At 59.2% G+C, this 22818-nt stretch carries 21 protein-coding genes; 11 read left to right on the forward strand and 10 right to left on the reverse strand.

Annotated features, from left to right (window positions below; translation table 11 throughout):
• Positions 1 to 56: 56 nt before the first annotated feature.
• From IOD40_RS08575 to minC, 4 genes are read right to left on the reverse strand one after another with little or no spacing between them, the layout of a single operon-like run.
• Entirely contained in the window at positions 57 to 257 is a 201-nt protein-coding gene (locus tag IOD40_RS08575) for a hypothetical protein (protein WP_198476115.1), read from the reverse strand.
• A 43-nt stretch (positions 258 to 300) separates the two neighbouring features.
• On the reverse strand, positions 301 to 570 hold the full coding sequence (gene minE, locus IOD40_RS08580) for a cell division topological specificity factor MinE (RefSeq protein ID WP_198476116.1): 270 nt from the start codon (positions 568 to 570) through the stop codon (positions 301 to 303).
• A complete protein-coding gene (gene minD / locus IOD40_RS08585) occupies positions 567 to 1385 on the reverse strand; it encodes a septum site-determining protein MinD (RefSeq protein ID WP_198476117.1) in 819 nt (272 codons plus the stop codon). Before minD ends, minE begins: the two co-directional genes overlap by 4 nt.
• A 31-nt stretch (positions 1386 to 1416) precedes the next feature.
• Entirely contained in the window at positions 1417 to 2172 is a 756-nt protein-coding gene (gene minC / locus IOD40_RS08590; RefSeq protein WP_198476118.1) for a septum site-determining protein MinC, read from the reverse strand.
• 374 nt (positions 2173 to 2546) lie between these two features.
• Between minC and IOD40_RS08595 the strand changes: the two genes are divergently transcribed.
• Positions 2547 to 3749 (forward strand): BaiN/RdsA family NAD(P)/FAD-dependent oxidoreductase, encoded by a 1203-nt coding sequence (locus tag IOD40_RS08595; RefSeq protein WP_198476212.1) that lies wholly within the window; start codon positions 2547 to 2549, stop codon positions 3747 to 3749.
• A gap of 113 nt (positions 3750 to 3862) precedes the next feature.
• Here IOD40_RS08595 and IOD40_RS08600 read toward each other — a convergent pair whose 3' ends face one another.
• Positions 3863 to 4465 carry a DUF922 domain-containing Zn-dependent protease gene (locus tag IOD40_RS08600; RefSeq protein ID WP_198476119.1) on the reverse strand — a complete coding sequence of 201 codons (603 nt, stop codon included), beginning with the start codon at positions 4463 to 4465 and terminating at the stop codon, positions 3863 to 3865.
• 118 nt (positions 4466 to 4583) lie between these two features.
• Here IOD40_RS08600 and IOD40_RS08605 point away from each other — a divergent pair, with 118 nt between their 5' ends.
• Positions 4584 to 6518 carry an acetyl/propionyl/methylcrotonyl-CoA carboxylase subunit alpha gene (locus IOD40_RS08605; RefSeq protein ID WP_198476120.1) on the forward strand — a complete coding sequence of 645 codons (1935 nt, stop codon included), beginning with the start codon at positions 4584 to 4586 and terminating at the stop codon, positions 6516 to 6518.
• Positions 6519 to 6594: 76 nt separating this feature from the next.
• On the opposite strand, the gene IOD40_RS08610 is transcribed toward IOD40_RS08605, so the two are convergent.
• Both IOD40_RS08610 and IOD40_RS08615 read right to left on the reverse strand, forming a co-directional pair.
• Entirely contained in the window at positions 6595 to 6852 is a 258-nt protein-coding gene (locus IOD40_RS08610) for an SEL1-like repeat protein (RefSeq protein ID WP_198476121.1), read from the reverse strand.
• A gap of 428 nt (positions 6853 to 7280) precedes the next feature.
• Positions 7281 to 7982 (reverse strand): glutathione S-transferase family protein, encoded by a 702-nt coding sequence (locus IOD40_RS08615; protein ID WP_198476122.1) that lies wholly within the window; start codon positions 7980 to 7982, stop codon positions 7281 to 7283.
• Positions 7983 to 8148: 166 nt separating this feature from the next.
• Between IOD40_RS08615 and IOD40_RS08620 the strand changes: the two genes are divergently transcribed.
• The 7 genes from IOD40_RS08620 (at position 8149) to IOD40_RS08650 (ending at position 13971) form a co-directional block, all read left to right on the forward strand.
• Positions 8149 to 8316: a hypothetical protein gene (locus IOD40_RS08620; RefSeq protein WP_198476123.1), complete on the forward strand. Its 168-nt coding sequence runs from the start codon at positions 8149 to 8151 to the stop codon at positions 8314 to 8316.
• A gap of 79 nt (positions 8317 to 8395) precedes the next feature.
• Positions 8396 to 9001 (forward strand): recombination mediator RecR, encoded by a 606-nt coding sequence (gene recR, locus IOD40_RS08625; protein ID WP_198476124.1) that lies wholly within the window; start codon positions 8396 to 8398, stop codon positions 8999 to 9001.
• A gap of 25 nt (positions 9002 to 9026) precedes the next feature.
• The gene (locus IOD40_RS08630) at positions 9027 to 10265 is read left to right on the forward strand and encodes a lytic murein transglycosylase (RefSeq protein ID WP_210336833.1); all 1239 of its coding nucleotides are present in this window, start codon (positions 9027 to 9029) and stop codon (positions 10263 to 10265) included.
• Between the two features lie 81 nt (positions 10266 to 10346).
• Positions 10347 to 10832, forward strand: a complete 486-nt coding sequence (locus IOD40_RS08635; RefSeq protein ID WP_198476125.1) for a Kazal-type serine protease inhibitor domain-containing protein — start codon at positions 10347 to 10349, stop codon at positions 10830 to 10832.
• A 171-nt stretch (positions 10833 to 11003) separates the two neighbouring features.
• Positions 11004 to 11387 carry a DUF6481 family protein gene (locus IOD40_RS08640; protein WP_198476126.1) on the forward strand — a complete coding sequence of 128 codons (384 nt, stop codon included), beginning with the start codon at positions 11004 to 11006 and terminating at the stop codon, positions 11385 to 11387.
• A gap of 80 nt (positions 11388 to 11467) precedes the next feature.
• Positions 11468 to 12970: an AMP nucleosidase gene (locus IOD40_RS08645; protein WP_198476127.1), complete on the forward strand. Its 1503-nt coding sequence runs from the start codon at positions 11468 to 11470 to the stop codon at positions 12968 to 12970.
• An 11-nt stretch (positions 12971 to 12981) separates the two neighbouring features.
• Positions 12982 to 13971, forward strand: a complete 990-nt coding sequence (locus IOD40_RS08650) for an endonuclease/exonuclease/phosphatase family protein (protein ID WP_198476128.1) — start codon at positions 12982 to 12984, stop codon at positions 13969 to 13971.
• 35 nt (positions 13972 to 14006) lie between these two features.
• Here the strand turns inward: IOD40_RS08650 and IOD40_RS08655 are convergent, their stop codons facing one another.
• Positions 14007 to 15686, reverse strand: coding sequence for an electron transfer flavoprotein-ubiquinone oxidoreductase (locus IOD40_RS08655; protein WP_198476129.1), 1680 nt, complete (start codon positions 15684 to 15686; stop codon positions 14007 to 14009).
• A 195-nt stretch (positions 15687 to 15881) separates the two neighbouring features.
• Here IOD40_RS08655 and IOD40_RS08660 point away from each other — a divergent pair, with 195 nt between their 5' ends.
• Positions 15882 to 16733, forward strand: a complete 852-nt coding sequence (locus IOD40_RS08660) for a uracil-DNA glycosylase (protein WP_198476130.1) — start codon at positions 15882 to 15884, stop codon at positions 16731 to 16733.
• On the opposite strand, the gene IOD40_RS08665 is transcribed toward IOD40_RS08660, so the two are convergent.
• Together IOD40_RS08665 and IOD40_RS08670 are read right to left on the reverse strand one after the other, a co-directional pair.
• Positions 16734 to 17681, reverse strand: coding sequence for a DMT family transporter (locus tag IOD40_RS08665; protein ID WP_198476131.1), 948 nt, complete (start codon positions 17679 to 17681; stop codon positions 16734 to 16736).
• An 11-nt stretch (positions 17682 to 17692) separates the two neighbouring features.
• Positions 17693 to 19966: a xanthine dehydrogenase family protein molybdopterin-binding subunit gene (locus IOD40_RS08670; RefSeq protein ID WP_198476132.1), complete on the reverse strand. Its 2274-nt coding sequence runs from the start codon at positions 19964 to 19966 to the stop codon at positions 17693 to 17695.
• A gap of 149 nt (positions 19967 to 20115) precedes the next feature.
• On the opposite strand from IOD40_RS08670, the gene pepN reads away from it, so the two are divergent.
• Positions 20116 to 22761, forward strand: a complete 2646-nt coding sequence (gene pepN, locus IOD40_RS08675) for an aminopeptidase N (protein ID WP_198476133.1) — start codon at positions 20116 to 20118, stop codon at positions 22759 to 22761.
• The last annotated feature ends 57 nt before the right edge of the window (positions 22762 to 22818 follow it).

The raw sequence follows: 22818 nt of genomic DNA on the forward strand, positions 1-22818 counted from the left end.
GATCCGAACGAAACAAGTGCCCGTCTCGCGATGGGCACTTGGATTTTCCGCTGTGGTCAGGCGTTGCCGTGAGCATGAACTGCTGCGGTGGACGCGCCAGCGTTTGGCGCAACACCGGCAGCTTCCTCGCACTGTTCGACATGTCGCAATAGTGCCTGATTGTTCAGCACCGCGCTGATCGTCGTAATGTCGCGCCCCTGGTAGCGGGGCAGCTGCTGGACTTCCTTCAGCCGTTCGAGAAGTGCGAGTCGGGTCATGGTAATCCCTTCCTTGACTGCAGGTGTTTCAGTGAATTCCGGATCAGGCTGCCTTTTTGCTGCCCTTGAACGGAATCTCGATATCGACCGCCAGGGTCGACATCTGGTCGCCACGCTCCATCGTCACACTGACCTTTTCCTGGTCAATCTTCATGTGCTTCTGGATCACGCGGAGAATCTCATCCCGCAGCTTCGCAACCAGATCGGAATCGCCGCCGACGGCTGCGCGCTCATGCGCCAGCAGGACCTGTAGCCTTTCGCGGGCTGCGGGTGCCGATGAGGGTGGACGGGAGAATATGCGGAACAGGTTCATGCCGCTTTCCTTCCGAAGATCTTGCCGAAGAAGCCCCGCTTCTCGTTGCTGGGCACTGTAACTTCCAGGGTCTCGCCCTTGAGCCTGCGCGCGGCGTCGAAATATGCCTTGGACGGCGCGCTGTTGCCGTCAGCGATGGTCACCGGCGCACCGACGTTCGAGGCGCGAAGAACATCCATGCTCTCGGGGATGATGCCCAGAAGCGGGATCGAAAGTATCTCAAGGACATCATCGACTTTAAGCATGTCGCCGCGCTGCGCCCGAACTGGATCGTAGCGGGTCAGCAACAGGTGCTTATCCATGCGCTCGCCAGTTTCTGCCTTGAGAGTTTTGGAATCCAGCAGGCCGATAATACGGTCAGAGTCACGGACCGAGGAGACTTCCGGGTTGGTGACGACGATGGCAACGTCGGCATGGCGCATGGCCAGCGTTGCACCACGCTCAATGCCAGCAGGACTGTCGCAGATGACCCAGTCGAAGCTCTTCTTGAGCGCGGCGATGACCTTCTCGACGCCTTCCGGAGTCAGATTGTCCTTGTCGCGAGTTTGTGAGGCGGGCAACAGGTAGAGCGTCTCAAGACGCTTGTCGCGGATCAGCGCCTGGGTGAGCTTGGCGTCGCCCTGAATGACGTTGACGATATCGTACACCACCCGGCGCTCTGCGCCCATGACAAGGTCAAGGTTCCGCAGACCAACGTCAAAATCCACGACGACAACCTTCTCGCCACCCTGTGCGAGTGCGGCGCCGAGCGCAGCAGACGACGTCGTCTTGCCAACGCCGCCTTTGCCCGAAGTAACAACGATTACCTTGCCCATAAAACTCTCCTGTTGTTGGGCTGCCTGCTGCTCAGCCAAGTGTGTCAGTCCTGATTGTCTCGCCTTCCAGCCAGATTTGCACTGACTGCCCGTGCAGGTCCTGCTCAAGGTCCTCGGCTGTTTTGTAGTAGCCATCGATGGCGATGAGCTCGGCCTCCAGCTTGCGGCAGAAAATGCGCGCACTGGAGTGCCCCATTGTGCCGGCCAGCGCGCGTCCGCGCAGTGTGCCGTAAACGTGGATCGATCCGCCGGCGATGATCTCGGCGCCGGAAGCAACAGAGCCGACGATCGTGACGTCCCCGTCCGGATAGAAAATCGACTGACCAGAGCGAACCGGCTCGGAAACCATGAGCGAGGGAGCAGCCTTTACCGATGGCAACTCCACCGGCACGACCGTGTCCGCGTCTTCCTTGCCCTTCAGCGCGACGACAGCTTCTTCCTTAGAAGCGGCCGCAGGCGGCTCGATATCCCCTGCCGGCCGGCCATCAGTCATGGCCGGCGGGAGATCCGGCGCCAGCATCGAAGGCCGCGCACCCTCCACACCCATCACCCGGACATTGCGGGAGCTCAGCTGATTGACCAGCTCACGCAGCTGCTCACGATCGATCGCGAGGTCCGTGACGTCGAGAACGACGGGGCGGCGCAAGAAGAACCCGGCCGAGCGCGCCGCCAGATCATCCAGCCTGACCAGCCAGTCTTCGAACGGAAGATCAGGCGTCAGCGCGAGGGCAAGGAAAGAGCGCCCCTTGAGGCGGATAGGCCTAGGTTGAGTTAACACGTCGTTCATCTTGGTAAATTTTCGGTTTGTTCGGTGTATCGAGAAATTGGTTAACAAAAGGTTAAATTGGCACCTCTTCCGCTACGCCAACATACCCAATTCGGCCTCTTTTTCATCTTCGCGGCATCTGGGCGCGTGGCGTATTTATTTAACGATTTCATCCACTTGACCTCGCAGCGAGTATTGAAATTAAATGTTACCACCTCCTCATTGCCCGAGGCTTGCGCCGATGATCGGCAAGAGCGGTGCGGAACCGGACGGCGTGTTAAGACGCGCAGCACTTTCTAGCTCCCTGATGTCCTGCTATGGCCCAGCGCCTCGTGCCCGATACAAGAGCCGGACAGCACGAAGAGCGAATCGGTGAGTGGCAACGCATGGCGCATATTCAAACCTTCGATACAGTCATTCTTGGGGCGGGTGCTGCAGGAATGATGTGCGCGATCCACGCTGCCTCCAAGGGAGGACGCGTTCTCGTCGTCGACCACGCAAAGGCACCAGGAGAAAAGATCCGCATTTCTGGCGGTGGGCGCTGCAACTTCACCAACCTTGGGACCACTGCCAAGAACTTCCTGTCGGCAAATCCCCATTTCGCAAAGTCGGCCATCAGCCGCTTCACGCAACACGACTTCATCGCAATGGTGGACAGGCACCGGATCGCCTGGCACGAGAAAACGCTTGGGCAGCTCTTCTGCGACAACTCCGCCAAGGACATTATCGAGATGCTCGCGCGAGAGATGGAGCAGAACGGCTGCGAGCTGAGACTGCGCACGACCCTTGAGACTGTCACGAAAAATGAGAGCGGGTTCACCGTCGCGCTGGGTGGTGACGGAAGCGCGCGCATCCAATGCACCAATTTTGTTGTGGCTTGCGGCGGCAAGTCGATTCCCAAGATGGGCGCATCCGGGCTTGGGTATCAAATAGCGGAACAGTTCGGCCTAAAGGTCACGGAAACACGGGCCGGGCTCGTACCGCTCACTTTCGGCGAAGACATTCTTCCGCATTTCAGGGAAATGGCAGGCGTCGCCGCCGACGCACGCGTTTCCTGCGGCAAGACATCTTTTGAGGAAGCCGTCCTCTTCACGCATCGCGGCCTTTCCGGCCCCGCCATCTTGCAGATTTCGTCCTACTGGCGCGAGAAGCAGCCGATCCGCGTTGCGTTCCTGCCGAGGGACGACGTCGCGGGGCAGCTGATGAACGCCAAACGTCAGAACCCGCGCCAGCAAATTGCCACCGCAATCGCGGATTTGCTGCCCAAGCGGCTGGCGGCCTATCTGACGCAGGCCCATGGATGGAAAGGCAATCTCGCCGATGCAAGCGACAAGAAACTCGCCGATGTCGCCGCGACCATTCAGGGTTGGGAAGTCCTTCCAATCGGCTCGGAAGGCTATCGCACTGCCGAAGTTACTCTCGGTGGTGTCGAGACTAGCGACCTGAACTCGAAGTCCATGGAAGCGCGAAACGTACCCGGCCTGTTCTTCATTGGGGAGGTCGTAGACGTGACAGGCTGGCTGGGCGGGTACAATTTCCAGTGGGCATGGTCGTCTGGATGGGCGGCAGGCAAGGCGATCGCCGAACACTCAGCCTAGCGGCACCTGCCGAGCGCGTCTTTTGCCAGCCTCTCTGGCCTTGCAGAAGCGGTAGAGCGGTTCAATGCCTACCGTTTAATGCTCACAGAAGTCATCGAGGCATTACGTTCAAGTCAGCCGTCGCCGTTGACCAGGTCCAGCACCAGCCGATGGACGTTGCCGCCATTACTCATCTCGACCCGGTCGAAGTCGCGACTGCGAGCACGCTGACGCTCGGATATCGGGCCAAGCTTTGCTTGAAGCGCCGCCCGCACTTTCTTGCAGTCGGGATCATTTGGCGCGCTGAGGCCGACGGATACCTTCTCGATCTCACGGACCATATCGACGATGATGTCGCCATGCACCCTTTCGTGCACTGTAACGCCCTTGATGAAGCGGTCCCACAATTCCTTTGTCGCCGCAGGCATGCTCCCGCTCGCCTTGGGCAGGCGGTAGGTAATGGTGAGGTTTGGCCGCGCCGTGACCAGCTTGCACGAGCCATCCGGCTGAGGTCGATAATCTCGGGACCAGAGCAGCCTGAAGTCCGTATAAGCAATGACATTACCTGCTCCGATGCGCGGGCCATTCGCGCCAATCGATTGGTAGAGCTCAATCCCGGTTGTTCCACGCACCTGATAGTGCTCGATACGCTCCTGCGGCCTCCAGTCGGCATGCGCGGCGGTAGTCGCTGCCGAAAGGCAGGCGGAATAGATCAAGACTCGAAACGGGTTGAGCATCTGGCCTCCAAATATTGCGTACAAGATGGGCCGCATTTTTCCGCAAATACAAGCTTCAGCCACGCTGGACGAGCGTTAATCGCTTCCCTACTCTGCTCCGGGGCAAATGGAGCACGCGATGTTCGACAAGATCCTGATCGCCAATCGCGGTGAAATCGCTTGCCGCATCATTAGAACGACGCGAAGGATGGGCATCGCGACTGTCGCCGTCTACTCGGATGCAGATGCACATGCGCTGCATGTGGAGATGGCGGATGAGGCCCATCACATCGGCGGCTCCCCCGTAAGCGATAGCTACCTTGTCGGTAATCGCATCATCCAAGCCGCGCTCGATTCCGGCGCGCAGGCGATCCATCCCGGATATGGCTTTCTGTCTGAAAATCCGGAATTCGTTGAAGCTGTCGAGGCGTCCGGCCTGATTTTCATCGGCCCCTCATCCAGAGCCATTCGAGCTATGGGGCTCAAAGATGCCGCCAAGCGCCTGATGGACAGGGCAGGCGTCCCGGTCGTGCCGGGCTATCATGGAGAGGCACAGGAACTGGTGGTCCTCGCGACCAAAGCACGAGAGATCGGATATCCCGTCCTCATCAAGGCGCGGGCTGGCGGCGGAGGCAGGGGCATGCGCCGGGTCGATGATCCGGATGCCTTTCACGAAGCGCTGGCCGCGGCCAAGCGCGAGGCCAAGGCTGCATTCGGCGATGAGCGTGTCCTGGTCGAAAAGTACATTGAAAAGCCGCGCCACATAGAAGTTCAGGTCTTCGGAGACATGCATGGCAATGTCGTCCACCTGTACGAGCGCGATTGCTCCGCCCAGCGCCGTCACCAGAAAGTCATTGAAGAAGCGCCTGCGCCCGGCATGAGCGACGAGATGCGGGCGGCGATGACAGAGGCCGCCGTGACGGCAGCGAGGGCAATCGCCTACACCGGCGCTGGAACCATCGAATTCATTGTCGATGCCAGCGAGGGCCTTCGACCGGATCGCTTCTGGTTCATGGAAATGAACACCAGATTGCAGGTCGAGCATCCCGTCACGGAGATGATAACCGGCGTCGATCTGGTCGAATGGCAATTTCGGATTGCATCCGGCCAACCCCTGCCCTTGCGCCAGGAAGAGATCCCGCTCGACGGACACGCTTTCGAGGCGAGACTTTACGCGGAAGACGCGGCGAAAGGTTTTCTTCCGGCGATCGGCACCCTCCATCACCTTGAATTTCCCCAAGGTCCCGGCGTGCGTGTTGAGACTGGCGTCCGACCGGGCGATGCCATCTCGCCATTCTATGACCCGATGATCGCCAAGCTCGTCTGCCACGGACACGACCGGGAACAGGCGCTTTCCCGCCTCTACAAAGCGCTCACACACACCCGCATCGCAGGCTCGGTCGTCAATACGGCTTTCCTCGCTGCATTGGCCGGCGATAGCGACTTCGCGGCTGGCGAAGTGGATACCGGCATGATCGAGCGCAAACATGCGGAACTGACGAAAATGGCTTTGCCAAACTTTCGTGATGTCGCTTTGGCCGCCGTTGGAGCAAACAGGATCGCGGTCACCCCTTCCGGTCAGGATCCTTGGGACGCGTTGGGCGGCTATGCGCACTTTCACCCGATTGAGAGGTCGGTCCAGCTTTTATTCGGCGAAGAAGAGGTCGCCGCGCGTGTCTCAGTTAATCGAAATGGCAGCGCCCGCGTGGCGGTCGGCCCGATGACGACGACGATCGCGCAAGATGCTGGGTCGGGAGAAGCTGTCCGGTGGCCGGGCCATGTAACCGTTTTCGCGGGGCCATCGACTCATAATTTCGTGGTTCCAGACCCGTTCGAGCAGGCCGAGGCACACGCTGCAGGCGGCGATGCACTCCGCGCTCCGATGCCGGGACTTGTGAAGATCGTCAGAGCCGCAGCTGGCGACACAGTAATCAAAGGACAATCGCTCTTGATGCTGGAGGCGATGAAGATGGAACACACGATCACCGCTCCGCATGATGGGGTAATCGAAGAGATTACCGAACAGGGCAGCCAGGTAACGGAAGGCACAGTCCTCGTGCGCTTCCGCGAGTAGCAGCAAAAATAAAAGCCGCGCTGACATCTTGCCAGTCGCGGCTTTTCCGATGACGCCCGAGAAGGCGATCGTTCTTTTAGTGGATGGTCATCCATTCACGCGCTTCACGCAGCGCCTTGGCGATGTCGAGCTTCGACATGGTTGCCGCGAGTTCGGCCCGCATTGCAGCGGCACGATCCGACCCCTTGATGGCGGCAATGTTGAACCATTTGTGGGCCGCAACCAGGTCAACGTCGCAGTCGCGACCCGTCGCATACATCATGCCCAATTCGAACAGGACATCCGACTGAGCGGTGGAGCCGATATCTGCCTGCATCACTTCGTAACGAGCCATTTTCAAGTCCCCTGTGTGATCCTGAGAGCCTGTAAGTTCCGGCGTTTTCGCCGTTGTCTTTGATGCTTTGAGGATGAACCGGAGCCTTGAATCCGCCGTTAAACGGGTTGCTTAACGAGCGGAAAACGAAATCAAAACAAGAGGTAAACCTCGTAATTCGTTAAGGATAGGAACGCAGGAATTCTGCGCGATTTGATGAAAATGCTCAGAAAATTTCGCCACTAAAAAGCAACACTCTGCTAACCACGAAAATCGAACGCGGCGAGAAGCTCGGCAAGATTTTTCGCCCAAGCGTGCCTTTTGTCGGGACATCTGACGTCTACGGATGGCGCTTCCAGGCAGCGATCTTCTGCAGGACGCAGGATTGGAAGCGCCAATGAGCTGCGGCGCTCGCGAAAGAGGCGCACTTTTCGATGCGCCTCAACCGCTTATTGTGCGCGCTGACCGAAGAGGATCTTCTGCGCCTCTTTGTCATCGCCGAGGTTGTTTCGGAATTCTTGCCCGACTGACCAGCCTTTCTCGACAGCGGGGCGGGCGGACAATGTCTCGAACCAGCGCTTGAGATTGGGAAAGTCGTTCAGATCCTGGCCCTGGTTTTGATAAGGACGGATCCAGCCTACGCAGGCCATGTCCGCGATCGAGTACTCACCCGCAAGAAATTCGCGCTCAGCAAGGCGACGGTTCATGACGCCGTATAGGCGGTTGCACTCGTCAGTGTAACGCTTGATCGCGTAGGGAACCTGCTCCGGCGCATATTGGCGGAAATGATGTGCCTGCCCGGCCATCGGCCCGAGTCCGCCCATCTGCCAGAACAACCACTGGTCCACCTCGACGCGCTGACGTTCGTCGGTCGGATAGAAGCGTCCGAACTTCCGGCCAAGATATTGCAGGATTGCTCCGGACTCAAAGACCGAAATCGGTTCACCTCCGGGGCCTTCCGGGTCCACTATCGCCGGCATCCGGTTATTGGGCGCGATTTCCAGGAAGTCTGGCTCGAACTGCTCGCCCTTGCCGATGTTCACGTATTTCACTTCATAGGGAACGCCGAGTTCCTCAAGCATGATCGTGATCTTCCAGCCATTGGGTGTCGGCCAGTAGTGAAGCTGGATGGGCGATGTTTGTGTCGTCATCAAAACTCTCCGAACTTAAAGCCGGAGCAAAGCACAGGCGGACAACAGCTGCCAGCCAATTGGTCTAAAGGGTTTGTTAAGATCCTTGAACCGCAGATGAACGGCACTCTCAGCGCCGGTTCAGCCACAATTGGGCATCTTCTCGCCACAAAGAAGGAGATGTCCCATGCTCGCTCGCCGCTTCACCATCGTGTGCCTGATGATCATGCTGTTCGGCATGGGCCTGTCCGTGCTCGTCGCTGAGAAGAGCCGCCTCGGCACCGTCCAGCGCGGTTTGATGAGCGCATGCGATATCACCAATCCGGTAACCTGCGCTCTGCCATTCGCGAAGTGACGATTTGTTGTCAGGATGGGTGAGGCTTGAACGCATGGTAATGCTACCCATCTTGCGCATTCCTCGCTAAACGCATCGCATGTCGAAAAGAATCGCCGGTCCCGAAATCGAACGTCTGATCCAGCTTCTGGCCAAGGTGCCGGGGCTTGGCCCTCGTTCGGCGCGCAGAGCAGCGCTGCATCTGATCAAGAAGAAGGACCAGCTCCTTTCTCCGCTCGCTCTGGCGATGGGTGAGGCTGTAGCCAAGGTGCGGGTGTGCTCCTGCTGCGGCAACGTGGACACAAGCGATCCCTGCACGATCTGCACGGATCCGCGCCGCGATCCGGCAACCCTCATCGTTGTTGAAGACGTTTCAGACCTTTGGGCACTAGAACGCGCTGCGGCACTTAACGTGCGCTACCACGTCCTTGGCGGCACCTTGTCCCCGCTGGATGGTATTCGCCCGGAAGATCTCAACATTACTTCTCTGGTCTCGCGTGTGGCGGAAGGCGGCATTTCTGAAGTCATCCTTGCTGTGAACGCGACGGTCGAGGGACAGACGACAGCGCACTACATCACCGACCAGCTTTCAGGCCTCGAGGTCAAGGTGACACGACTTGCCCACGGCGTCCCAGTTGGTGGCGAACTCGACTATCTCGACGAAGGGACGCTCACAGCGGCGCTCAAATCACGTACGGTGTTCTGAGCATCAAACTTCGGAGGACGATGCCTTGAAGCGACATCTCGCCCTCATCCTTTCCTGCATCATCGGTGCATCAGCACCTGCCTACGCCCAATCCAGCATCAACGCCCAGTTTCAGTCCTGGCTCCAGAACGATCTGTGGCCTCAAGCTAAAGCCCGCGGCGTTTCTGCTGAAACCTTCAATGCCGCTTTCAAGGGTGTAACGCCCAACCTCAAGCTGCCTGACCTCGTATTGCCGGGGCAAAAGCCGGAAACCCCGAAACAACAGCATCAGGCGGAATTCGGTTCTCCCGCCGCGTATTTCGCGGAAAAAACCGTTTCGGGTGTGACGTCCGGCGGACGTGCGAGAGCGGGTCAGCTCAAGGCCGCGCTCGACCGGATCGAGCAGCGTTACGGCGTTCCGCGAGGGATATTGCTGGCGATCTGGGGCCGCGAATCCGGCTTCGGCAATGCGAAAATTCCCTACAATGCCTTCGAGGTGCTGGGCACAAAGGCATTTCTCGCCACGCGCAAAGAGATGTTCCGCAGCGAGGTTCTGGCTGCGCTCGAGATGATCGAGAATCGCCATACATCCATTTCCGCCATGAAGTCTTCCTGGGCCGGTGCCCTCGGCCAGCCCCAATTCATGCCGACCTCCTATCTCCAATACGCTGTCGACGGCGATGGCGATGGGCGCGCCGACATCTGGGGCTCCGCAGCCGACACACTCGCATCAATCGCCAATTATCTGGCTCAGAGGGGCTGGGTGAAGGGACGGGACTGGGGCTTCGAGGTCAATGTGCCTGCGAACCTGTCCTGCGCGCTGGAAGGCCCTGACCGAGGCCTGAAAATCTCGGACTGGGCAGCAAAAGGCGTGACCCGTGTGAGCGGAAGACCATTTCCCGAGCATGAAGCGCGACAGGAAGGCTACCTGCTGATGCCTGCCGGGCGTTCGGGCCCCGCCTTTATCGTCACGCCAAATTTCTACGTTCTCAAAGAGTATAATTTCTCGGACAATTACGCGCTGTTCGTCGGACATGCAGCGGATCGGATCTCCTACGGCGACAGACGCTTTGCTACCGAGTGGGGCAAGGTCGGCGGTCTCTATCGATCGGATGTCGCAGCCATGCAAAGGGCGCTGGAAAAGCTCGGCTATGACGTTGGCGGCGCCGACGGCTTGCCTGGCTTCCGCACCCGACGCTCAATTGGCGAATGGCAGGAAAAGGCGGGAATGCCGGCAACCTGCTTTCCCGACCGGTCCATCGTCTCATCGCTTGTCAAAGGCTGAAAATCACGCTGCGACTTGCAATTTTCTTCCGCTTCCCTGATCGATGGGGAGAAAACGCAGATCGTCCACGAGGAGGAATACATGAACCTGTTTTCGATCGCGAAATTGGCAGCCGGGATAGCGGTATCCACCACCCTCCTCGCGGCCTGCACTGTCGCCGTTGACGACGGCCCTGGCTACCGCCCTCTTCCCCCGCGCCCTGCCCCGCCGCAGATGGCCTGCACTCGCGAATACGCTCCGGTATGCGCGCAACGCGGCGGAGAGCGCCGCAGCTTCGGAAACGCCTGCATGGCGCGGGCGGATGGCTATCGCATCCTGAACGACGGCGAATGTCGCGCTGAACGGCCATCGCGCCCCGAACGCCCGGGCAGCGACTGGAACCGCCCTGGTGGCCGGCCGGGTGCCGGTCGTCCTCAGCAGGCCTGCACCATGGATTACCGTCCGGTCTGTGCAGAGCGCGGCCGCCAGCAACGGACGTTCGGCAATGCATGTTCGGCACAGGCTGAAGGCTTCCGGATCGTCCGTGATGGCGAGTGCCGCCCAGCGGGACGACCGACTCGCTTTTAAAGGCAGATCGTGAACTTCGGGCCGAAACCAGCGCATCGTTTCGGTCCGTCGCCCGTGTTTGGTCCAATTCGCACCGTTTTCTCGGCCAAAAGGCGTTTCACACCTTGAATTGGCCGCAAGGGACCACCATTAAGGCGCGATCAGTAATCTACCCACCAAAGCAGGTTCAAATTGGCAATTTATAAAGAAAAGGGTTTCAACGAACGTCGGCAGGCTGCCGATGAAGCAAAGAAGGCCCTTCTTGAGCGGTTCAAGTCGCGTCCGAGCGAAGATGACCCGGAAGTACAGGCTCGCAAGGCAGAGCGTCAGGCGATTGCCGAAGCTCGTGCACAACGCGAAGCAGAGCGTAAGCGCCTGAAGCAGGAGAAAGCTGAGCAGGAAGCTCGCGAGAAGGCAGAACGTGCCGCCGCGGCAGAAGCAGAAGCCCGCGCAGACGCCGAAGCCCGCGCCAACTCCGAACAGGACCTGGTTGCAAAGCTCCTTGCAGATGAAGCCGAGCGCAAGGCCAAGCGCGATGCGCGCTACGCGGCCCGCAAGGCACGAGCCGGCAGGTAATTCACGCCTGTCGCTCCGGCGCTCGAAGTATTAGAGAGCGTTGACACTCGAAAACCATGTCGAACGACATATAATGGGCCATGGAAAAGCGAATTTACCCTGACCCTATACCCGTCGTCTCGACACCGGACGCATTCTCCCGTCGCAGTTTTACCGACCCGGTGGAAGCGGTTCGCCAGCTTAAGACGCTCTACGAAAACCGCACCGCTTTCCTGCGCGACTCCTTCAATTCGCTTGCGTCCGGAGATGATCAGCACCGGCGTTTCCGGGCATATTACCCGGAAGTGCGGATGACGACTTCCTCCTACGCGCATATAGATTCGCGCCTGGCCTATGGCCACGTCGCGGGTCCAGGTGAATATTCCACCACGATCACGCGGCCCGATCTGTTCGAGAATTATCTCATCGAACAGCTTGGTCTGCTGATGCGCAATCATGGCGTTCCGATCACCATTGGTGACTCCGAAACGCCAATCCCTCTGCACTTTGCCTTTCTCGAAGGCACCTATGTCGATGGCGACATTGCAGAGGTTATCCAGCGGCCGTTGCGCGATCTGTTTGACGTGCCGGATCTCAACACCACCGACGATCACATCTCGAACGGGACCTATGAGCCCGTCCCGGGGGAGCCGCTACCCCTCGGGCCTTTCACGGCCCAGCGCATTGACTATTCGCTGCACCGGCTGGCCCACTATACGGCGACCACACCAAACCACTTCCAGAACTTCGTTCTCTTTACCAATTACCAGTTCTACATCGACGAGTTCTGCTCCGTTGCGCGCAACCTGATGGCTGATGGTGGCGGTGGCTACGAAGCGTTCGTCGAACCGGGCAACATCATCACGCCGGCTGGCTCAAGCCATCCCGAGGGGGGCGCGACCCCCATCCGCATGCCGCAGATGCCGGCCTATCACCTCAAAAAGCCCGGCAACAACGGGATTACCATGGTGAATATCGGCGTGGGTCCATCTAACGCCAAGACAATCACCGACCACATTGCGGTCCTGCGTCCACATGTCTGGCTGATGCTCGGCCATTGTGCGGGGCTTCGTACCAGCCAGGCGCTTGGCGACTATGTTCTGGCACACGCCTATGTCCGTGAAGACCACGTTCTGGATGACGATCTGCCGGTCTGGGTGCCAATCCCGGCGCTGGCCGAGGTGCAGGTCGCGCTGGAGGAAGCGGTCGCAGAGGTTACTGGCCTCTCCGGTTATGACCTCAAGCGCATCATGCGCACGGGGACCGTCGCGACGATCGACAACCGCAACTGGGAATTGCGCGATCAGCGCGGCCCCGTTCAGCGGCTTTCCCAGTCGAGAGCCATCGCGCTTGATATGGAGTCGGCGACGATCGCGGCAAACGGGTTCCGCTTCCGCGTGCCCTATGGCACCCTGTTATGCGTGTCCGACAAGCCGCTGCATGGCGAGTTGAAGCTGCCAGGAATGGCGACCGAGTTCTACAAGCGGCAGGTCGCGCAACATCTGACAATTGGTCTGCGTGCATTGGAGAAACTCGGGCAAATGCCATCCGAGCGACTTCATTCCCGAAAGCTCCGCAGTTTTTCCGAAACCGCATTTCTCTAGAGCACCGCCATATGAAATCGACCGCGCTACGGCTGATCGTGCTTGCCGTCCTGACCGCTATCGCCGCAGCACTCAGCTTCGGCTATCTGGGACGCATCCACCTGGCGCTGGACTCGTTTTCTCACTTCCGTGTGCATCTTGCGGTCTTGATGCTTTTCCTTGTTCCGATCCTGCTGCTCATGCGCTTTCGGATGGAGGCATTGTTCGCCATCGCGCTGGGCGGACTGTCACTGGGCACAACGCTTTGGGAAGGCGCGGCTGCTACGCCCTCAGGTGTCAGCAGCAATCAATCGGGGCCCGTGTACCGGCTGCTCCACCTGAATGTTTACTATCGGAACCAGCAGCCTGAAGCGGTGCTCTCCCTGATTGGAGAACTCAAGCCGGACATCGTCACGCTTAACGAAGTCACGCGGGCATGGCACGAAAAGCTCTCCCTGTTGGAGCACACGTATCCCTATTCGATGTTCTGCCCCAAGCCGCGCGACGTAGGTGGCACCGCTGTTCTGTCACGCCGTCCATTCGCGCAGGGATTCCACCCGAAATGCGCAGCCAAGGGTGACGTCGCGCATCTGCGCTACGATTTCTCCGGCCAGTCCGTAGACATTCTTGCTGTCCACCTTGGATGGCCGTGGCCCTTCCATCAGCAGCACCAACTGCCACGGATCCTACCGCTCATGAATGATGTAGGCCCAACCGCGATCATTGCAGGTGATCTCAATTCAGCCCCCTGGAGCTATTCCGCCCGCGCCCTGGCAGGTGCTGCGGGATCCACGATCCTGCGCGGAGCCGGCTCCACCTACCTGCACGAATTCGCGCCGGACTGGATGCGTAGCTCCATCGGGCTGCCGATCGACCATGTGATGACGAAAGGCGCGGTCATTCCGCGAAAACTCGAAAGCACGTATGGCGGTAACTCAGATCACCTTCCCCTGCTTTTCGAGTTCTCCCTGCTCCCAGAAGAAAAGCCCGCCGAGATCCTGCAGGCTTTCGTAAATCGCTAGACGGAGGAAGGCTTCGGCTTTGCCGCTAACCTCCCCTACATGTTCGGGTAGACAGGCCCCTCGCCGCCCTGTGGCGGGACCCAGTTGATGTTCTGGTTCGGGTCCTTGATGTCACACGTCTTGCAGTGGACGCAGTTCTGCGCGTTGATCACGAAACGAACGTCAATACCGATCTTGTCCGCCGCCGCATTGCCGTCAGCATCGACCCACTCATAAACGCCCGCCGGGCAGTAGCGGGTCGAGGGACCAGCAAAGACGTCGTGCTCCGAACGCTTCTGCAGTTCCATATCCTTGACCTGAAGGTGGATCGGCTGATCCTCTTCATGGTTGGTGTTCGACAAGAATACGGACGACAGACGATCGAAGGTCAGAACGCCATCTGGCTTCGGATAATCGATCTTCTTGTGCTTCGATGCCGGCTCAAGCGATTCAGCGTCCGTCTTGCCGTGCTTCATCGTGCCGAATGGCGAGAAGCCCAGCAGGGAATTCAGCCACATGTCGAGGCCGCCAAGCCCCACCCCAAGCCACAGGCCGAACTTCGACCAGAGCGGCTTCACGTTGCGGACCTTCTTCAGATCCTTGCCGATATCGCTGCCGCGCCAGGCTTCCTCGTAGCCCGCAAGCTCATCATAGGCGCGCCCAGCCGCAATCGCTTCTGCCACATGCTCCGCCGCGAGCATGCCCGACAGCACTGCGTTGTGCGAACCCTTGATGCGCGGCACGTTGACGAGACCAGCCGAGCAACCGATCAGCGCGCCGCCCGGGAAAGTCAGCTTCGGCACCGACTGGTAGCCACCCTCAGTGATCGCGCGTGCACCGTAGGAGATGCGCTTTGCGCCTTCGAAGGTTGGCGAAATCGCGGGATGCGTCTTGAAGCGCTGGAATTCCTCGAAAGGCGAGAGATACGGGTTCTTGTAGTTGAGGTGGACGACGAAGCCGACCGCAACCATGTTGTCTTCAAGATGATAGAGAAACGAGCCGCCACCGGTCTCACCACCAAGTGGCCAGCCAAACGAGTGCTGCACCAGGCCCTGCTTGTGATTTTCCGGTTTGACCTGCCAGAGCTCCTTGAGGCCGATGCCGTACTTCTGCGGCTCGCGTTCTTCTGCAAGCCCGTAGCGGTGGATAAGCTGCTTGGCGAGCGAGCCCCGTACGCCTTCACCGATCAGCACATATTTGCCGAGCAGCGCCATCCCGGGGGCGAAATTTGGGCCTTGTGAGCCGTCGCGCTCCACGCCCATGTCGCCGGTGATCACACCGGTAACCGCGCCCTCCTCGTTATACATGAGGTCGGCTGCTGCAAATCCCGGATAGATTTCAACGCCCAGCGCCTCGGCATGGCCCGCCAGCCAGCGGCAGACATTGCCCAGCGAGACGATGTAATTGCCGTGATTGTTCATCAGCGGCGGCATCAGGAAATTCGGCAGTCGCAGCGATCCTGCCGGCCCGAGTAGCATGAAGTGGTCAGCCGTGACGGGCGTCTTGAAGGGGTGATCGCTCTCCTCGCGCCACTCTGGCAGCAGACGATCAATACCGATCGGGTCGACGACCGCACCCGAGAGAATGTGAGCGCCAACTTCGCCGCCCTTTTCAAGCACGACGACAGACAGATCGGGATTCAACTGCTTCAGTCGGATCGCAGCAGACAGACCAGCCGGTCCTGCCCCCACAATCACAACGTCGAATTCCATGCTCTCCCGTTCGATCTCGCTCATCAATCGCTCCCTTGCGTATGCCCGTCGGCAACCTGTGTAGCGCTCATAGCCTATAGCTTCCCCGCGGGAAACACTCGATATTACTGGATCTATCGCAAGGTGTTCTTCCAAGCCGGCTTTTGCGGTGCCCATCATAAGAGCGGAGAAGTATTCGCAGGTGCTTGAAGGAAACCGTGCCGCAGGCGACAATGGGGCATGCTTACTGCAGACCCGACTGAGCCCCTCCCCGATCTCGCCGACCTGTTGCGCTTCTACGCCGAAGCGGGCGTCGATGAACCGTTGCTGGAAGAGGCCGTTGACCGCTTCGCAGAGCAGGCGGCGGCTCGAAGCGCTGCGGTTGCAGCTTTCACAAAGCCAGCTTCAAACGCAACCCCGACTGCAGCAGCCGCTCGCACCACATCCGCACCTGTTCTCCCGGATGAAGAACAGGTTGCCCGTGCACGCGAACTCGCTGCCAGCGCTCAATCTCTTGAAGAGTTGCGCAATCTGCTCGCAAGCTTCGACGGCTGCAATCTGAAGCTTACTGCAAAGAGCCTCGTTTTCGCAGACGGAAATCCGCAGCCGGATATCATGCTGGTCGGTGAAGCGCCTGGTCGCGACGAGGACATTGAGGGTCTTCCCTTCGCTGGAAAATCTGGCCGCTTGTTGGACGCAATGCTTGCCGCAATTGGCGCATCGCGAACCACCAATGCCTACATCGCCAACGTCGTTCCTTGGCGTCCTCCAGGGAACCGCAACCCCACCCCCCTCGAGACAGAGATCTGCCGCCCCTTCATCGAGCGACAGATCGAACTTGCCCGTCCGAAAATCCTTATCGCGCTTGGCGGCCCCTCGGCCAAGGTTCTCCTCAACGCGAATGAAGGTATCTTGCGCCTGAGGGGCAATTGGAAGGTGCACAAGACCGCGTCCGGCATCGACATCCCTGCCATGCCGACACTCCATCCCGCATATCTTCTGCGCAATCCGGCGCACAAGAAGCTCGCCTGGCGCGACCTTCTGGACGTGGCCAACAAGCTGGATGAGTTAAAGGCCGGAGCAAACGAATAATTATTGCGGCGGCAGAACCTTGCGAACCTTCGCCCGTTGAAGCCCGAGCTGACGCTCGCGCAGCACAATGAATATTCCAGAGCCAATCACGATGGCGCCGCCTACCAGGGTATAGATCGTCGGCAGTTCCCCGAACACCAGATAGGCAAAGATGATCGCCAGCATCAGCGATGTGTACTCGAACGGTGCCACCACGGACGCTTCGGCAAAGCGATAAGCCTCCGTCATCATCATCTGTGCGACACCGCCGCAAATGCCGGCACCGATCAAGGCGGCGATCTGGTACGGTGACAAACTAAGCCAGCCCAGCGGATAGGTGCAAAGCGCAACCACAGAAGCGCTCGCGGAAAACCAGACCACAATCGTTGAAGTTCGCTCTGTGTGAACGAGCCTGCGAACCAGCAGCATCGCCGTCGCGGACATCGCCGCTGCAGCAAAAGCTGCAAAAACGCCGATGGTTTGCCGGGAGTCCATTACCGCTTCTCCGGAAAACAGCGTCAGCTTGGGCCAGGACACAACGATGACGCCGCACAGTCCCACGACAACCGCGGCCCAGCGATAGATGCGTATGGTCTCGCCCATGAACATCGCGCTGAACACGACCACAAACAAAGGTTGTGCGTAGTTCAACGTCACCGCATCCGGAAGGGGCAGCCGCGTGAGCGCGAAAAATCCGAGAGTCATGGACGCGACCCCCACGAGGCCGCGCGTGATGTGGCCCACCGGATTTTTGGTCCGGAATGAGCCGGCCAAATTCCCCTGCCACCACAGGATCAGAAGAACTGGCGGTATGGCAAAGAACGAACGGTAGAAGACAATCTGACCGGCGGGAACGTCGCCGGCCACTTTGATGAGGCCGCTCATCATGACAAAAACGGCGACCGATGCGATCTTCAAAAGAATGCCACGGAGAGGGTTTTCCGCGTTTATCGCATTCAGATCCGGCAATCGGTTCCCCCTCAATTCCGCGCAGTGGCCTCCTGGATCGCAGTCCAGACGCGATTCGGCACCGCAGGCATCTCGATATGGGATATTCCGTATGCTCTGTGAAGAGCATCTGTCACCGCGTTCATCACCGCCGGTGCCGCTCCGATCGTCCCCGCTTCTCCCGCCCCCTTGATGCCCATCTCATTGGTCGTGGATGGAACATGGCGGGTCGAAAAGTCGAAGTGAGGGAAATCGTCAGCGCGCGGCATGCAATAGTCCATGAAGGTCGCAGTGATGAGCTGACCATCCTCGCCATAGACCGTGTCTTCCAGCAGTGCCTGTCCAATGCCCTGCGCGATGCCACCATGCACCTGGCCAGCAAGAAGGATCGGGTTCACCGTGATGCCGAAATCATCCACGCTGACATATCCGACCACGTCGATCTTGCCGGTCTCAGGATCGATCTCAACCTCGCAGATGTGGGTTCCGTTCGGATAGGTTGCCTCGTCCTGAAAGAATTCACCGAAGCCCTTAAGGTCGTCAGGGGCCTTCGCCGCCTTGGCGATGGCTGAGAAGTCGATGCGGCGGTCTGTGCCGACGATCCGCGCCTCGCCGCTGACGAGTTCAATGTCACCCGCCGACGCCTCGAGCTCATCAGCCGCGATCTTGCGGATCTTTTCCGCGAGGTTCTCACCCGCTTTGGCCGCCGACACACCGCCCAGCGGGATCGAGCGGGAGCCGCCGGTTCCGCCGCCCTTCGGCAGCCTGTCGCTGTCGCCCTGGATCACCTTGATGCGATCTATTTCAAGACCAAGCGTATCAGCGACAAACTGCGCGTACGCCGTGGCATGGCCTTGCCCGTTTGATTGTGTGCCAACGTCAAGCGTGACCGAGCCATCGTCTTCAAGCCGCACATGAACCGCCTCAGAGCCTGCGAAGGAGCAAGCCTCGACGTAAGTCGCCATGCCGATACCGCGAATTTTGCCGCGGGATCTTGCTTCGTTGAGGCGCTCTTCAAAGCTGTCCCACCCGGCTCGTTCCATCGCCTTTTCCATATGTCCCGCAAACTCGCCGACATCGTACAGGCGTCCGGTCTGAGTGTGGTACGGGAACTGTTCAGGCTTGATGAAATTGCGGCGACGGATCTCGTGCGGCGTCAACTTCATCTCGCGTGCGCAGGCATCAACGAGCTTCTCAATCAGGTAGGCAGCCTCGGGGCGGCCAGCGCCACGATAGGCATCCAGCGGCACCGTGTTGGTGTAAACACCAAGGATCGAAACATCGAGCGCCTGGATGTCGTAAACGCCTGTCGACATGGTCGCCCCGACGAAGGGGATGAGCGGCCCCACCTGGTGCGCATAGGCACCAAGGTTGGCAATCAGCTTCACGCGAAGGCCGAGGAAGCGACCCTCGCTGTCCATTGCCATCTCCGCCTCGGCGACATTATCGCGACCATGCGCATCAACCAGGAAATGTTCGGTCCGGTCGCCCGTCCACTTCACCGGGCGGCCCAATTGGCGAGCAGCCTCAAGCACCAGCGGATATTCGCGATATGTGCACGCCTTGGGACCAAAGCCGCCCCCTACATCCGGGGTGACGACGCGGAATTTTTCCTGCGGCAGATTGAAGACCTGTTCCGCCAGTATGCGTCTCATCGAAAAGACGCCCTGTGAACCTGTCGTCAGAACAAATCGCTCTTCGTCTGCCAACCACTCGCCAATCGCAGCGCGTGGCTCCATGTAGTTGGACACAAGGCGGTTATTGGTAAACCGGATCGAAGTAACGTGATCTGCCTTTTCGAACGCAGCATTGGTGCGCTCTTCGTCTCCCAGCTTGTATTCGAATGCCCTGTCGGTCGAGGTGGCCGTATCAGCAATGGCCTCTTCGGCTTCAAAGTCGATCTCAATCAGTTCCGCGGCGTCCTGAGCCTGCGCGCGCGTCTCGGCGACGATGAATGCAACAGCGTCACCCACATGCTCGACACGGTCCCGGCAAAGGATCGGAATGTCACGGGTAGGTGCTTTGGTTCCGTCGGGTTGCGGCATCATCAGCGTCGACTTGATGTCGCCAAGATGAGCAACGTCCGCACCGGTCAGCACGAGATGCACACCTTCCGCCTCTCGTGCGGCCTCAGTCGAGTTTATCGTGAAGGTACCCTTGGCAACGGGTGACCGCAGAACATAGCCGTGCAGCATCCCCTCGCGGGTCAGATCATCGGTGTAACGCCCCCTGCCCGTGATGAATGCCGTGTCTTCCAGACGCAGCACAGAGGCTCCCACTCCGAACTTCGGCGTAATAACGGTCATGTTCTTCCTCCCACCGGGCCGATTCTCCCACCCGGCACAATTGTATACACTTTGCCTCAGTTTTGCCGAGGGACCAGATCATGTAAAGACCGACATGTGGGAATTGATGCGGCTTAACGAAAGCTGCGGTACGACAGGAAGTTCAGCCTATGCGTCAGGATACAGGCCAGGTTTTTCGGATCGAAGACTACCGTCCGACGGACTACATCATTTCGCATACGAGGCTCGATTTCATCCTCTCGCCGCATGAAACCGTCGTCACGGCAGAGCTGGACATTCAGCGCCGCGCCAGCACGCCCGCCGGAACCCCACTTGTGCTTGATGGCGATGAACTCGAATGCGTAAGCGTCGAGATTGATGGCGAGAGCCTTCCCGAGGCCGCGTTTGAAGCTACGCCTCAGAAGCTGACCCTCCACGAACCGCCCTCTAAGGCTAAGTTCACGCTGCGCATTGTCACCAGGTTGGATCCGTCAAGCAATAGCACGCTGATGGGGCTTTACCTCTCGAGCGGAGTGTACTGCACCCAATGCGAGCCCGAGGGCTTTCGTCGCATAACCTACTTCCTTGATCGTCCAGACGTTCTGTCCATCTACACAGTGCGGGTGGAAGCTCCGGAGCAGACAGCTCCCGTCCTTCTTGCCAACGGCAACATGATCGAAAGCGGCAAGCTGGACGGCGGCAAGCACTATGCCGTCTGGCACGACCCGTTCCCCAAGCCATCCTATCTGTTCGCGCTTGTCGCCGGCGATCTCGGCATGCTGCGCGACGAGTTTGTCACGTCCTCCGGTCACAAGGTCGACCTCGGCATTTACGTTGAGCATGGCAAGGAAAGCCGTGCCACCTACGCGATGGACGCTCTGAAGCGTTCGATGAAGTGGGACGAGGAGGTGTACGGCCTCGAATATGATCTCGACGTCTTCAACATCGTTGCAGTCAGCGATTTCAACATGGGGGCGATGGAGAACAAAGGCCTCAACATCTTCAACGACAAATATGTCCTCGCAGACGAAACCACCGCCACCGACGCTGATTTCGCGAACATCGAAGCGATCATCGCCCACGAATATTTTCACAACTGGACCGGAAACCGCATCACCTGCCGCGACTGGTTCCAGCTCTGCCTCAAGGAAGGGTTGACCGTTTTCCGCGATCACGAGTTCTCTGCCGATCAGCGTTCGCGGGCAGTGAAGCGTATCGCGGAGGTCCGAACCCTGCGCGCGCACCAGTTTCCGGAGGATCAGGGTCCGCTGGCACATCCCGTCCGCCCGCGTCGCTACCGCGAGATCAACAACTTCTATACGTCGACCGTTTACGAGAAAGGCTCTGAAGTCGTGCGGATGATCCGCACCATTCTCGGCCCGGACAAGTTTCGGGAGGGAATGGATCTCTACATTCAGAGGCACGACGGAGACGCAGCGACAATCGAAGACTTCATCAAGGTTTTCGAGGAAGTCTCGGGCACGGACCTGTCGCAGTTCTCGCTGTGGTATCATCAGGCAGGCACGCCCAATGTCGCAATTTCGGCTTCCTATGATCCTGCGAAGCAGACATTCACGCTGGATATCGAGCAATCCGTTCCACCGACACCTTCCGAAACCCGCAAGCGCCCGATGCACATACCGTTGGCGTTTGGTCTGATCGGTCCCGACGGCGGCGATATAAAGCCGTCCGCGACAGACGGAGCGACGGTGGCGAATGGCGTCATTCACATCAAGAAACGCAAACATACGGTGCATTTTCACGGCATCGCGTCTCGCCCTGTGCTGTCGATCAATCGCGGCTTTTCTGCACCGGTCACCATTGCCATGGAGCAGAGCGCCGAAGATCTGTTGTTCCTTGCCCGCAAGGACAGCGACCTGTTTGGCCGCTGGCAGGCACTCAGCCTCCTGTTCACCGAAGCTCTGGTGCAGGCCTTCCGTGCTGTTCGTGGACAGAAGACACCTGTCTTTGATGAAGGGCTCATCCGCGCGGCTGGCGAAATCGCTGCCGACACGGCGCTTGAGCCTGCCTTTCGCGCCCTGGCGCTTACCCTTCCGAGCGAAGCTGACATCGCAAGGGACATCGGCGCCAACATCGATCCCGCTGCAATCCATATAGCGCGCGAAGCCCTTCTGAAGGCCATCGCGGCTTCGAATGCAGAGGGCTTTGCCGAAATCTTTGACGCCATGAATTTGGAAGGGCCTTTCAGGCCGGATGCCGACAGCGCCGGACAGCGCGCGCTGCGCAACACGCTTCTCGACTATCTGTCGGTTGCTGACGGGAATGCCGATCGCGCTGCCACCCAATACCGGACGGCCAGCAACATGACCGACAAGTCAGCGGCGCTTGCCATCCTTGCCCACCGTTTTGCCGAGGATCAGCGGTCCGCTGACGCGCTTGCGGATTTCGAGAGGAAGTTTGGTTCCGATCCGCTGGTCATGGACAAATGGTACCAGATCCAGGCGACCATTCCCGGCACAGCTGCTGTTGATCGGGTGAAGGCGCTGACCCAGCACAAGGGATTTTCACTGTCCAACCCGAACCGGGTGCGCGCGCTGATCGGCTCCTACTCCTCGATGAACCAGACAGGTTTCCACCAGGAGGATGGTTCCGGATATCGCTTCTTTGCGGAAACGATCCTCCAAATCGACAAGGGCAATCCGCAGTTGGCAGCACGCCTGGCCACAGCGATGCGTTCCTGGCGCTCGCTGGAGCCGGTTCGACGGGAAGCGGCACGCGAAGCACTCACGATCATCGCCACCAGCAAGAACGTTTCCACCGATCTGCGCGATATCATCGAACGCACTTTGGCCTGAGCCGCGCCTCGTCGCCTTATGGTTAACGAATCGTAACTTTTTGTCTCGGGCCCACTG

It is taken from the genome of Aquamicrobium zhengzhouense (genome assembly GCF_016124105.1).
Taxonomy (GTDB): Bacteria; Pseudomonadota; Alphaproteobacteria; order Rhizobiales; family Rhizobiaceae; genus Aerobium; species Aerobium zhengzhouense.

Bases quoted from the DNA above. Each gene is read 5' to 3' on its own strand.
- IOD40_RS08605 (WP_198476120.1), top strand. From the start codon at position 4,584: ATGTTCGACAAGATCCTGATCGCCAATCGCGGTGAAATCGCTTGCCGC.
- IOD40_RS08650 (WP_198476128.1), top strand. From the start codon at position 12,982: ATGAAATCGACCGCGCTACGGCTGATCGTGCTTGCCGTCCTGACCGCT.
- IOD40_RS08660 (WP_198476130.1), top strand. From the start codon at position 15,882: ATGCTTACTGCAGACCCGACTGAGCCCCTCCCCGATCTCGCCGACCTG.
- IOD40_RS08635 (WP_198476125.1), top strand. From the start codon at position 10,347: ATGAACCTGTTTTCGATCGCGAAATTGGCAGCCGGGATAGCGGTATCC.
- IOD40_RS08610 (WP_198476121.1), bottom strand. From the start codon at position 6,852: ATGGCTCGTTACGAAGTGATGCAGGCAGATATCGGCTCCACCGCTCAG.
- minC (WP_198476118.1), bottom strand. From the start codon at position 2,172: ATGAACGACGTGTTAACTCAACCTAGGCCTATCCGCCTCAAGGGGCGC.
- IOD40_RS08670 (WP_198476132.1), bottom strand. From the start codon at position 19,966: ATGACCGTTATTACGCCGAAGTTCGGAGTGGGAGCCTCTGTGCTGCGT.
- IOD40_RS08615 (WP_198476122.1), bottom strand. From the start codon at position 7,982: ATGACGACACAAACATCGCCCATCCAGCTTCACTACTGGCCGACACCC.
- IOD40_RS08655 (WP_198476129.1), bottom strand. From the start codon at position 15,686: ATGAGCGAGATCGAACGGGAGAGCATGGAATTCGACGTTGTGATTGTG.
- minD (WP_198476117.1), bottom strand. From the start codon at position 1,385: ATGGGCAAGGTAATCGTTGTTACTTCGGGCAAAGGCGGCGTTGGCAAG.
- IOD40_RS08645 (WP_198476127.1), top strand. From the start codon at position 11,468: ATGGAAAAGCGAATTTACCCTGACCCTATACCCGTCGTCTCGACACCG.
- pepN (WP_198476133.1), top strand. From the start codon at position 20,116: ATGCGTCAGGATACAGGCCAGGTTTTTCGGATCGAAGACTACCGTCCG.
- IOD40_RS08575 (WP_198476115.1), bottom strand. From the start codon at position 257: ATGACCCGACTCGCACTTCTCGAACGGCTGAAGGAAGTCCAGCAGCTG.
- recR (WP_198476124.1), top strand. From the start codon at position 8,396: ATGTCGAAAAGAATCGCCGGTCCCGAAATCGAACGTCTGATCCAGCTT.
- IOD40_RS08620 (WP_198476123.1), top strand. From the start codon at position 8,149: ATGCTCGCTCGCCGCTTCACCATCGTGTGCCTGATGATCATGCTGTTC.
- minE (WP_198476116.1), bottom strand. From the start codon at position 570: ATGAACCTGTTCCGCATATTCTCCCGTCCACCCTCATCGGCACCCGCA.
- IOD40_RS08600 (WP_198476119.1), bottom strand. From the start codon at position 4,465: ATGCTCAACCCGTTTCGAGTCTTGATCTATTCCGCCTGCCTTTCGGCA.